Source organism: Rossellomorea pakistanensis (assembly GCF_016908495.1).
Taxonomy (GTDB): domain Bacteria; phylum Bacillota; class Bacilli; order Bacillales; family Bacillaceae_B; genus Rossellomorea; species Rossellomorea pakistanensis.
In genome coordinates this window covers 36,531-48,996 of record NZ_JAFBDZ010000010.1, presented here as the reverse complement: position 1 = coordinate 48,996, position 12,466 = coordinate 36,531, and the positions used below count along the sequence as shown (strand labels likewise).

Here is a 12,466-nt window from a genome sequence, read left to right as displayed (position 1 = left end):
AGAGAAGCGGACGAAGAGATCCGAAGCTCATCGGAAGCCGCAGCCAGCGCCAATGGTAGTTGGGGGGCCCCTGTGAGAGTAGGACATCGCCAGGCTAATTGGAAAAGAGTAACCTTCTCAGGATACTCTTTTTTTGTGTTGTTAATTATAAAATTCCTAAGTTCGAAATCATTTTGTGAAAACGTGAGATTTGTTAATCAAAATGTTCAGTTATTCAACAGTCTTATTATATATCAAAGGTTTTTTATGAAAAGTAGTATTAATACTGGAGTGTAACCATTGAAAAAAACAAAATGATGTCGCTAATTTTCAACTTTTCTACTTCAATTTTCAACTTTCCCCTTTCTATCGTTATTCGACACTATATGACAACATTCTATAAAAGCCTTGATTTAAATGAAGCAATTAGAAAGAGTGTAAGCTGGGTTAAACCATCTGTTCAAAAACAAAAAGAAAGTCAATTTCTTTAAAGACCATTACTTCTAACTTATCGGATAATCAATTAATCGCTATTGAAACCCTGTATTATGGTCTTGAATACAATGGATAATAGATGATCTATAAAGTGAAAAGTTTCTTTTTTTATTTGGGATTATCAAGGCTTTGGGGATACCATACATCGCTTTATAGGCAAGTAGATTTAACGTATTTATTAGAGTGTGGAAGTTCAAATTCGTCCTTCTAATTTAAAGACAAAAACATTAGGGTCAATTATGTTAGATAAAACTTGATAAATGTCATTAACATAATCAGCGAAATTTTTAATTATATTTTTATCATAAAAGGTTTAGAAATAGCTTGAAAGTGGGAAACTTTTTAAGGCAGACTATTCGATTGCCAACTGGAGATTATTTATTGTATAATTAACGTCAAATATAGTCAAAGTCAAAAGAGGAGGAGGACTGATGAGGAATATTTCCGATATCATTGAAAGTTACCTCAAAAATGTTTTAGAGGCTACTGGCAGTGAAATAGTAGAAATAAAGAGAAGTGAGATTGCAGATAAGTTTCAATGCGTCCCCTCACAAATTAATTATGTTATTAATACACGTTTTACGATAGAAAGAGGATATATGGTTGAGAGTAAAAGAGGGGGGGGAGGCTATATCCGTATCATGAAAGTGAAATCTCATGATCAGGCCCATCTCATTGATCATCTCCTGACCTTATTTTCGCACCGAATTCCACAAGCAGCAGCCGTCGATGTGATTTCTCGACTAGTAGAAGAGAACGTGATCTCTCCGAGAGAAGCCAAGATAATGATTAGTGTGATGGATCGATCGGTTATATACATGGATTTGCCTGAGCGTGATGAGCTTAGGGCAAGGATGTTAAAAGCGATGTTAGAAACATTGAAATATAAATAAGGGAGAGAGAATGAATGAATTGTCAGGAATGTAACGAAAGACCTGCGACTCTCCGCTTTACACAGGTGGTTAACGGGGAAAAAACGGAAGTCCATCTTTGTGAAGGATGTGCCCAAGGAAAAGGTGAGATGTTTATGTTTGGAGGTAGTCCTGGGTTTTCAGTAAACAACTTACTGGCTGGTCTTTTTAATATGAATGCAGCAATGCAAAAGCCGACAGAGGAACCTTTTTCATCAAGTAGTGTTCTTCAATGCAATAAATGTAAAATGACCTTTGATAAATTTGTTGAGGTCGGTCGTTTTGGATGTGCAAACTGCTATGAAACTTTTAAAGATTATCTTGATCCAATTTTAAAGCGTGTTCATAGTGGGAATGTGGAACATCACGGTAAGATCCCACAAAGAATTGGTGGAGAAATTCATGTCAAAAAGAAAATTTTGCAGTTAAAAGCTCATTTACAAGAGTTAATTCAACAGGAAGAGTTTGAAAAAGCAGCGGAGATTCGAGACGAAGTACGTTCCCTTGAAAAGAACTTAAAGAATGGAGGGGGACAGTAATGTCTATGGAAAAGTTTTTGAATCAAGCTGTGAGCTCCTGGATGAGTGAAGAGGGGCCGTATTCAGATATTGTTTTAAGCACGAGAATCCGATTAGCAAGAAACTTAAGGGATTTCTTGTTTCCGACCCTCTTTACTTCTAAAGATGCCAAACAGATCGTTGATGGTGTCAAATACTTTTTAGAAGAACAATTAATTGATAATAAAAAGCCAGAGTTTTTGTTAATGGATGAGTTGCAATCTCTTCAAAAAAGAGTACTTATGGAGAAGCACCTTATTAGTCCGAACTTAGTAGAAAGGTCAAGGCACGGTGCTGTCATACTCTCTGATAATGAAGATATTAGTATCATGATCAACGAAGAGGATCATTTTCGAATACAATGTTTGTATCCTGGGTTACAGCTTACTGAAGCGTTACAAAAAGCTGAAGAAATGGACAATTGGTTAGAAAGTAAATTCGATTTTGCGTTCCATGAAAAACGTGGATATTTAACAAGCTGCCCCACAAATGTCGGTACAGGGCTTAGGGCATCTGTAATGATTCACCTTCCGGGTCTTACGCTTGCAAATAAAATGAATAAAATTATTCCTGCTATTAATCAATTAGGATTGGTTGTTAGAGGAATTTATGGGGAAGGTAGCGAAGCATTAGGTAATATCTTTCAGATTTCTAACCAAATGACATTAGGGAAATCAGAAGAAGATATAGTAGATGATTTATTAGGTGTTGTTAAACAGTTAATTGCACAGGAACAGGCTGCCCGAGACGCATTAGTTAAAACCTCAAACATACAATTAGAGGACAGGGTGTTTCGATCCTATGGCGTACTTGAAAATTGCCGAATAATAGAGTCGAAGGAAGCAGCCACTTGTTTATCAGATGTAAGATTAGGAATTGACTTAGGGTATATAAGAAATGTTTCTAAGAATATATTAAATGAACTAATGATTCTTACTCAACCAGGATTTCTTCAACAATATTCAGGAGGGCCGCTGAGTCCAAATGAAAGAGATGTTAGAAGAGCGACATTAATTCGAGCAAGACTTAATCTTGAGAATCAAACAAGCGAGGAGGAATAGTTATGATGTTTGGTCGATTTACAGAAAGAGCACAAAAGGTATTAGCTTTAGCACAAGAAGAGGCAATACGCCTCTCTCACAACAATATTGGTACAGAGCATATTCTATTAGGGCTTGTTAGAGAAGGAGAAGGGATTGCCGCTAAAGCTCTTACTGCATTAGGTTTAAGTCCTGAAAAAATTCAAAAGGAAGTAGAGGGCTTAATTGGGAAAGGAAAAGAGCAGGCACAGACAATTCACTATACTCCTAGAGCTAAAAAAGTAATCGAGCTTTCAATGGATGAAGCTCGTAAATTAGGACATTCATATGTTGGAACAGAGCATATTCTGCTAGGCTTAATTCGCGAGGGAGAAGGTGTAGCTGCTCGAGTACTGACGAATCTTGGAGTTAGCTTGAATAAAGCCCGACAACAAGTTCTTCAACTATTAGGAAGTAGTGAATCAAGTAATCATCAAGGTGGCTCTAATGCAAGTGCCAATACTCCAACCCTTGATAGTTTAGCAAGGGATTTAACCTCTATAGCACGTGAAGGAAGCTTAGATCCGGTTATCGGGCGTAGCAAAGAAATTCAAAGGGTCATTGAAGTTCTAAGTAGAAGAACAAAGAACAACCCTGTACTCATTGGGGAGCCAGGTGTAGGGAAAACAGCCATTGCAGAAGGGTTAGCTCAGCAAATTGTCTCTAATGAAGTACCAGAAATCTTAAGAGATAAACGAGTAATGACCCTTGACATGGGGACAGTGGTGGCTGGAACAAAATATCGTGGTGAATTTGAAGATCGCTTGAAAAAGGTAATGGACGAAATTCGTCAGGCAGGTAATATTATTCTTTTCATTGATGAACTTCATACACTCATTGGAGCAGGTGGAGCAGAAGGAGCTATTGATGCTTCAAACATTTTAAAACCTTCGCTTGCACGTGGTGAATTACAGTGTATTGGAGCAACAACGCTTGATGAATACCGAAAATATATTGAAAAAGACGCGGCTCTTGAAAGAAGATTCCAGCCAATTCAAGTCGATGAGCCTACAGCAGAAGAGTCCATTCAAATTTTAAAAGGGCTACGGGATCGTTATGAAGCCCACCATAGAGTATCGATTACAGATGAGGCAATTGAAGCAGCTGTTAAGCTTTCGGACCGGTATATCTCTGATCGTTTCTTACCGGATAAAGCGATTGACTTAATTGATGAAGCAGGTTCAAAGGTACGTTTACGTTCTTATACGACTCCACCGAATTTGAAAGAACTTGAAATCAAGCTAGAAGAAATTCGTAAAGAAAAAGATGCTTCGGTTCAAAGTCAAGAATTCGAAAAAGCTGCATCATTACGTGATACAGAACAGCGCTTACGTGAAGAGCTAGAAGAAACGAAGAAAACGTGGAAAGAGAAGCAAGGTCAAGAAAACACAGAAGTGAGTGTGGAAGATATTGCGAAGGTCGTTTCTAGCTGGACGGGAGTACCCGTTTCTAAACTGGCGCAAACAGAAACGGAGAAATTATTAAAGCTTGAGGAGATTTTACATTCAAGAGTCATTGGTCAAGAGGAAGCTGTAATCGCTGTATCCAAAGCTGTTAGACGTGCCCGTGCAGGTTTAAAGGATCCAAAGAGACCTATTGGTTCGTTTATTTTCCTAGGGCCAACAGGAGTAGGAAAAACCGAGCTAGGTCGTGCATTAGCAGAAGCCATGTTTGGTGACGAGGATGCCATGATTCGTATTGATATGTCTGAATACATGGAGAAGCATTCTACATCTAGACTTGTTGGTTCTCCTCCAGGATATGTGGGATATGAAGAGGGTGGTCAATTAACGGAGAAAGTAAGGAGAAAGCCTTACTCGGTTATTCTATTAGATGAGATTGAAAAAGCACACCCAGATGTGTTTAATATTTTACTTCAGGTATTAGAGGATGGTCGTTTGACCGACTCTAAAGGGCGTACAGTTGACTTTAGAAATACCGTATTAATCATGACATCTAATGTTGGTGCAGAAGCACTTAAACGTAATAAGCATGTTGGATTTAATATCGGTGATGACCAACATGATTATAAAGATATGAAAGGAAAAGTAATGGAAGAGCTAAAGAAAGCCTTCCGTCCTGAATTCCTAAACCGTATCGATGAAACGATTGTGTTCCATTCTCTTGAAAAATCACACTTAAAGCATATCGTTTCGCTTATGTCGAATCAGCTGACAAAACGTCTGCAAGAACAAGACATCGAGCTTAAGCTAACAGAAGAGGCTAAAGAGAAGATTGCAGGCGAAGGGTACGATCCTGAATATGGTGCACGCCCGCTCCGTCGCGCGATACAAAAACATATTGAAGATCGCCTTTCAGAAGAGCTACTAAAAGGAAAAGTGTTAACAGGTCAAAGTGTGGTGATTGACGTTGAAGATAATGACTTCACTGTCAAAATAAAAGAGGCTAGTTCAACGGTTTCCTAATAGTTAATAGAGGTACGCGTGGATGTAATCGCGTACCTTTTTTTTATATCCAACTCTGTGGAAGTAATATTGATTGAATCCATTACGGAAAACAGTTACAATCATCTCAAAAAAAGAATTCAAGTAGAAGCGTTAACATACTATAGATAAGGTAGAGAGGACGTTAAGTGTGGCGAAAAAGAAAACAAAGTTTATGTGTCAATCTTGTGGTTATGAATCGGCAAAATGGATGGGAAGATGCCCAGGGTGCGGTGAGTGGAATAAGATGGTCGAAGAGGTGGAAATCACCGGTAAACAACCTAAAGGAGCCTTTATACATAGTTCTTCTACAACGCCATCTAAACCTGAGAAGTTAATTTCCGTTGAATCAAAGGAAGAACCCCGTGTTCTTACACAATCAAAGGAATTGAACAGAGTATTAGGTGGGGGGGTTGTTCCAGGATCCTTGGTGTTAATTGGCGGTGACCCAGGAATTGGAAAATCCACACTTTTACTTCAAGTTTCTTCTCAGCTAGCAGCGGTTAAGCACAAAGTGTTATATATTTCTGGAGAGGAATCTATTAAACAAACTAAGCTTAGAGCAGACCGCTTGGAAATCAAAGCGGAAGATTTATATATTTATTCTGAAACAAATCTAGAATCCATCTCCCAAACGATTGAATCTCTATCTCCTGATTTTGTTATTGTGGACTCCATTCAAACTGTTTTCCATCCTGAGGTCACATCAGCACCTGGAAGTGTATCGCAGGTGAGAGAGTGTACTTCCGAACTGATGAGAATTGCGAAAACAAAGGGAATTGCCGTTTTTATTGTCGGGCATGTTACTAAAGAAGGGTCCATTGCTGGACCAAGGTTGTTAGAGCACATGGTGGATACCGTTTTATATTTTGAAGGAGAAAGACACCATTCGTATCGTATCCTTCGAGCGGTAAAGAATCGATTTGGGTCAACAAATGAAATGGGTATTTTTGAAATGAAAGAACTAGGCTTGGAGGAAGTGGAAAACCCGTCTGAAATTTTCTTGGAAGAACGCTCTCAAGGTGCAGCGGGTTCAACAGTTGTGGCCTCAATGGAAGGAACGAGACCCGTTCTTGTCGAAATACAAGCATTAATTACTCCGACTAGCTTTAACAATCCAAGAAGGATGGCTACAGGAATAGATCAAGCCCGTGTCTCTCTTATTATGGCCGTTCTTGAAAAAAGGGCAGGAATGCTTTTACAACATCAAGATGCCTATTTAAAGGTCGCTGGTGGGATGAAATTAGATGAACCGGCAGTTGATTTAGCTATTGCAGTCAGTATCGCATCAAGCTTTAGAGATCAAACATCCGATGCACAGGACTGTATTATCGGCGAAGTAGGGTTAACAGGGGAAATAAGAAGGGTGTCGAGAATCGAACAGCGTGTTCAGGAGGCAACAAAGCTAGGATTTAAAAGGGTTATCATTCCTAGAAATAATATCGGTGGATGGAAAGTGCCTTCCGGTATTGAAATAATCGGAGTAACAAATATTAACGAAGCGTTAAAGTACGCATTAGGAGGATAGAGTGGATGGAGGATAAGAAAACGGCTGAAAAATCGATGTCCGATATCTTGCAATTTGTTGCTCCCGGCTCTCCAATAAGGGAAGGGATAGATAATGTTTTACGCGCAAATACGGGTGGTCTAATTGTTGTAGGATATAACGACAAAGTAAGGTCACTCATGGATGGAGGATTCCATATTAATAGTGTTTTTTCTCCTAGCTATTTATACGAATTAGCGAAGATGGATGGGGCGATTATCCTCAATGATGCTGGAAGTAAAATTATTCTTGCAAATGCCCAGCTTGCCCCAGATGCTACCGTTCCTTCTTCAGAAACAGGAATGCGTCACCGTACGGCAGAACGTGTAGCGAAACAGACAAAGGCGCTCGTGATTGCGATTTCACAAAGAAGAAATGTCATTACATTGTATCAAGGTAATTTTCGATATGCACTAAAAGATATTTCCGTGATTTTAACAAAAGCAAATCAAGCGATTCAAACTTTAGAAAAGTATAAAGTCGTATTAGACCAAAGTATTTCGAATTTATCCGTCATAGAGTTTGAAGAACTTGTCACGTATAGTGATTTACTTCAAGTGTTACATCGATTTGAAATGGTCCTTAGAATAAAAAATGAACTTTTGACCTATTTGAGTGAGCTAGGGACAGAAGGCAGATTAATTCGTCTTCAAATGAATGAACTTCTATCGGATATTGAGGAAGAAGCCATGCTGATCATTCGTGATTATGCTAGTGACAGAAATGTTAAGCCGTTTGAAATATTATATAAGTTTCAGGAATTGGTTCATTCTGAAGTATTAGATGATATGGTCCTTTTGAAATTACTCGGCTACAATGGATACATTCATTTGGATGATGGGATTTGTCCAAGAGGGTATAGAGTACTGAATAAGATTCCGCGACTGCCGATTGTCATAATTGAAAACCTAATCACTTCCTTTTCGATTTTACCTAATGTGGTAAAAGCAACCGTTGAGGAATTGGATGATGTTGAAGGGATTGGAGAGGTTCGAGCACGTAAAATCAAACAAGGTCTAAAGCTTATCAAAGAGCAAATATTTGCCGATCGCCAGTTATAGGGTATTGTTTGAACTTAACTAGTATGATAAAATATAATTTTTTCAAAAAATTGACAATCAACTTTGAAATGTGATAGCCTTGCAACAAAGGGACTCTATCCTTTTTTATTATACTGATATAACAAATAGATTTCGTTTCTGTTACATTCAAAAAATATTCTCTTTTCACACGTTTCAAAAATAGGAAATTGTTTATAATGATTAGAAGGAGGTGAGGGGATGTTAAAAAGAATCGTACAAGTGTGCTTTCTTATCAGCGGAGGGACACTGGGAATTTTCCTTCTTCCCGATCTTTTAGGTCTATTAAATATTTCAGACATTCCTTTTATTAATAACCCGTATATGGCTGCCATTTTAGGAGCAATTATTTTTTATCTCTTAACCTTTTGGGCAGTTGATTATGTAGTAGGATTTGTGAATTGGTTTGAAGATACATTAGTGAAAGCTCCCGTTACGGATATTTTATTTGGAAGTTTAGGTCTTATTTTTGGTCTAATCATGGCGTATTTATTTGGTATTCCACTTAATAAAATGGAAATTCCAATTGTAAACACGGTTGTTCCCATTCTTCTGACCCTATTGTTAGGATACTTAGGATTTCAAGTCGGGTTCAAAAAGAGAGATGAATTAATTAATTTATTTTCGATGGCTAATAAAGGTAAGAAAAAACCAGAAGAAGAAATAGATGACGCTGTTAAAACGTTAAAAATATTAGATACAAGCGTTATCATCGATGGACGGATTGCAGATATTTGTCAGACTGGATTCCTAGATGGGATTATTGTTATTCCGCAGTTTGTCCTAGAAGAACTTCAGCATATTGCCGACTCCTCAGATGTTCTGAAACGAAATCGTGGACGGAGAGGATTAGATATCCTTAATCGAATTCAAAAAGAACTTCCTGTCGAGGTGCAAATCTATGAAGGTGATTTTGAAGAAATTCAAGAAGTGGATAGTAAGCTAGTCAAACTTGCTAAGATTACCAATGGGATCGTCGTAACAAATGATTTTAACTTAAATAAAGTTTGTGATCTTCAGAGTGTTCAAGTGTTGAATATTAATGATCTAGCTAATGCAGTAAAACCTGTTGTCTTACCTGGAGAAGAGCTTCTAGTCCAAGTCATTAAAGATGGTAAGGAGCAAAATCAAGGAATTGCTTACCTTGACGACGGTACAATGATTGTCGTTGAAGAGGGGCGGAATTATATTGGTAAAACGATTGATGTCCTTGTGACGAGTGTTCTGCAGACCTCGGCGGGCAGAATGATTTTTGCTAAACCAAAACAATTAGAAAAAGCGTTATAGGATAAGGAGAAACAAAAAATGAACTACCAAGTTATCATTCCTGCTGCGGGAAAAGGGAAAAGAATGAGAGCAGGGAAAAATAAGCTATTGCTTCAATTGGAAGATCGCCCAGTAATTGTTCATACTCTGCAAGTGTTTGAAGCAGATCAAGATTGTAAACAGATTATTCTTTCAATCCATCCTGATGATAAAGAAGCTTTTTCTAACTTGGTAAAGGATTTCGGTTTAACAAAGGTAGCTCCATTTGTAATGGGCGGTAAAGAGCGCCAAGACAGTGTATATAACGCTCTTAAAACCATTGATGAAGAAGGGATTGTTCTTGTACACGATGGTGCGCGTCCCTTTATTAAAAAAGAGCATATAGATTCTTTAGTCAACCGAGTCAATATAGATGGAGCGGCAATTGCTGCGGTTCCAGTTAAGGACACGATAAAGAAGGCGGCAAACGGGTTTGTTCAAGAAACCGTTGAACGCTCAAGCTTGTGGATGGTGCAAACCCCACAAGCTTTTCGTGTTTCTTTATTAGAAAAAGCCCACTCGAAAGCCGCGTCTGATCAGTATTTTGGAACGGATGATGCTTCATTAGTTGAGAGGTTAGGGGTTAAAGTGGCGGTAGTTGAAAGTGATTATGATAATATAAAATTAACAACCCCAGAAGATCTTTATTTTGCAAAAGCCATTATTGAAAAGTCGCGAAAAGGAGTATAATCAATGTTTAGAATTGGACAAGGATTTGATGTTCATCAGTTAACAGAAGGCAGACCCCTTATTATGGGTGGAATAGAAATTCCTTATGAAAAGGGACTTCTTGGTCATTCAGATGCTGATGTGCTGTTACATACAATTGCCGATGCTTGTTTAGGTGCTATTGGAGCAGGGGATATCGGAAAGCACTTTCCTGATACTGACCCAGAATTTAAAGACGCCGACTCGGCTATACTTTTAGGGCATGTTTGGGAGCTTGTGAAACAAGAAGGGTATGAGCTTGGGAATATTGATTGTACGATCATTGCTCAAAAGCCAAAGATGGCTCCATATATTGAACAGTTTAAAGAGCGTATTGCAAGTCTACTTGAAGGAGAGACTAGCCAGGTGAACGTGAAAGCGACGACGACAGAAAAGCTTGGTTTTACAGGAAGAGGAGAAGGAATTGCTGCTCAAGCTACGATTTTGATAAAAGCTACTTCAAAATAATTTTTACTATTAAATGATGGAAGTTTCGCTTTAACCACTTATTTAACGGTGATAAAATAAGTCAAGGATTAAGAAGTAATGTTTATAATGAGGAGGAATTGAAATGTCAGGTGAAATAAGAGTTCGTTATGCACCAAGTCCAACAGGACATTTACATATTGGAAATGCAAGAACCGCTTTATTTAACTACCTTTATGCACGTAGTGTAGGTGGGAAATTCATTATCCGTATTGAAGACACCGATAAGAAAAGAAATATCGAAGGTGGAGAAGAGAGCCAGCTAAACTACCTTAAATGGCTTGGAATGGATTGGGATGAAAGTGTAGATAAACCTGGGGATTTCGGTCCATACCGCCAATCTGAACGTAACCATATTTATAAAAAATACTATAATGAATTACTTGAAAAAGGGTTAGCATACACATGTTATTGCACAGAGGAAGAGCTTGAAGCAGAACGTGAGGCACAACAGGCTCGTGGAGAAATGCCGCGTTATTCAGGGAAATGCCGTAACCTTACAGATGAACAAAGAGCGGAGTTAGAAGCAGAGGGAAGAGAGCCAAGTATTCGCTTCAAAATCCAGCCAGGGAAAGTTTATTCATTCAATGACATCGTTAAAGATGAAGTTTCATTTGATTCAGATGGTATTGGTGACTTTGTCATTGTCAAAAAGGATGGGACTCCTACATATAACTTTGCTGTGGCGGTCGATGATTATTTAATGAAAATCTCCCATGTTTTACGTGGGGATGACCATATTTCAAATACTCCAAAGCAGTTAATGATTTTTGAGGCTCTTGGATGGGAAGCGCCTGTTTACGGACATATGACGTTAATAGTAAATGAAAGCCGTAAGAAATTAAGTAAACGTGATGAATCTATTATCCAATTTATTGAACAGTATGAAGAACTAGGGTATCTTCCAGAAGCATTATTCAACTTTATTGCGCTGCTAGGCTGGTCTCCTAAGGGAGAAGAGGAACTATTTTCTCACGATGAGTTTGTTGAGATATTCGATCCAGAACGCTTATCTAAGTCTCCTGCTGTGTTCGACAAACAAAAGCTGACTTGGATGAATAATCAGTATATGAAAAACCTTGACCTAGACCAAGTAGTGGAATTATCTCTTCCACACTTAGTGAAAGCAGGAAAATTAGATGAAAATATGTCAGGGGCAGATCGTGAATGGGCTCGTGGAGTAGTTGGTCTTTATCAAGAGCAAATGAGCTTCGGAGCTGAGATTGTTGAACTCTCGGAAATGTTCTTTAATAAAGATTTGTCCTATGATGAGGACGCTAAAGAGGTTCTAAATGAGGAACAAGTTCCAGAAGTATTAGCGGCATTCTTGGAGGAAATTGACGAATTAGAACAATATGAGGCTGCGGAAATTAAAGCTTCCATTAAGGCTGTTCAAAAGTCTACAGGTCATAAAGGGAAAAAGCTATTTATGCCAATCCGGGTTGCTGTGACGGGGCAAACACATGGACCAGAGCTCCCTAGTGCTATTGAGCTTTTAGGGAAAGACAAAGTAAAACACCGTTTACAGAGTCTTTTAGGTTAACATTTTAGAGAAAATATAATATATTAAGAGTACTCATTAAATAAATGAAAAGCGTTGATGAGGAGAAGTAAAAAAACGATTGCTGATAAGAGAGAACCATCACCGGCTGAAAGTGGTTTAAGCCCCTCGTTTTTTGAAATGCACCTCAGAGCCCTTTGCAGAATAGTAGTAGGCAAAGGCGGTTACCAGCCGTTAAAAAGGTTCGAGTTGGGGGATTAGTCCTTTCATAAGGGCTGTACCCTAAACAGAGTGGAACCGCGCACAAAGCGTCTCTGTCTTTTGACGGAGGCGCTTTTTTTTTCGTTCTTATTATTCTTATTATTATCAAACGATA

General features: G+C 38.4%; 11 protein-coding genes and 1 other annotated feature. All 11 genes read left to right on the top strand.

Annotated elements, in window-relative coordinates; translation table 11 throughout:
• A partial coding sequence (locus JOC86_RS24020) for a hypothetical protein (protein WP_205176151.1) occupies positions 1–276 on the top strand: 276 nt, incomplete at its 5' end.
• 629 nt (positions 277–905) lie between these two features.
• Positions 906–1,367 carry a CtsR family transcriptional regulator gene (locus tag JOC86_RS24015; RefSeq protein WP_205176149.1) on the top strand — a complete coding sequence of 154 codons (462 nt, stop codon included), beginning with the start codon at positions 906–908 and terminating at the stop codon, positions 1,365–1,367.
• Between the two features lie 14 nt (positions 1,368–1,381).
• Entirely contained in the window at positions 1,382–1,924 is a 543-nt protein-coding gene (locus tag JOC86_RS24010) for a protein-arginine kinase activator protein McsA (RefSeq protein ID WP_205176147.1), read from the top strand.
• Positions 1,924–3,003, top strand: coding sequence for a protein-arginine kinase McsB (locus JOC86_RS24005; protein WP_205176145.1), 1,080 nt, complete (start codon positions 1,924–1,926; stop codon positions 3,001–3,003). The genes JOC86_RS24010 and JOC86_RS24005 overlap by 1 nt, the downstream gene beginning before the upstream one ends.
• Positions 3,004–3,005: 2 nt before the next feature.
• A complete protein-coding gene (clpC, locus tag JOC86_RS24000; protein ID WP_205176143.1) occupies positions 3,006–5,447 on the top strand; it encodes an ATP-dependent protease ATP-binding subunit ClpC in 2,442 nt (813 codons plus the stop codon).
• 169 nt (positions 5,448–5,616) lie between these two features.
• On the top strand, positions 5,617–6,993 hold the full coding sequence (radA, locus tag JOC86_RS23995) for a DNA repair protein RadA (protein ID WP_205176141.1): 1,377 nt from the start codon (positions 5,617–5,619) through the stop codon (positions 6,991–6,993).
• 5 nt (positions 6,994–6,998) lie between these two features.
• Positions 6,999–8,072, top strand: a complete 1,074-nt coding sequence (gene disA, locus JOC86_RS23990) for a DNA integrity scanning diadenylate cyclase DisA (RefSeq protein ID WP_205176139.1) — start codon at positions 6,999–7,001, stop codon at positions 8,070–8,072.
• A gap of 219 nt (positions 8,073–8,291) precedes the next feature.
• Positions 8,292–9,377: a PIN/TRAM domain-containing protein gene (locus tag JOC86_RS23985; protein WP_205176137.1), complete on the top strand. Its 1,086-nt coding sequence runs from the start codon at positions 8,292–8,294 to the stop codon at positions 9,375–9,377.
• Between the two features lie 18 nt (positions 9,378–9,395).
• Positions 9,396–10,085 (top strand): 2-C-methyl-D-erythritol 4-phosphate cytidylyltransferase, encoded by a 690-nt coding sequence (gene ispD, locus JOC86_RS23980; protein WP_205176134.1) that lies wholly within the window; start codon positions 9,396–9,398, stop codon positions 10,083–10,085.
• Between the two features lie 3 nt (positions 10,086–10,088).
• Entirely contained in the window at positions 10,089–10,571 is a 483-nt protein-coding gene (gene ispF, locus JOC86_RS23975; protein ID WP_205176132.1) for a 2-C-methyl-D-erythritol 2,4-cyclodiphosphate synthase, read from the top strand.
• Positions 10,572–10,674: 103 nt separating this feature from the next.
• Positions 10,675–12,132 carry a glutamate--tRNA ligase gene (gene gltX, locus JOC86_RS23970; RefSeq protein WP_205176130.1) on the top strand — a complete coding sequence of 486 codons (1,458 nt, stop codon included), beginning with the start codon at positions 10,675–10,677 and terminating at the stop codon, positions 12,130–12,132.
• 45 nt (positions 12,133–12,177) lie between these two features.
• Positions 12,178–12,409, top strand: a binding site (T-box leader).
• Positions 12,410–12,466 lie beyond the last annotated feature (57 nt).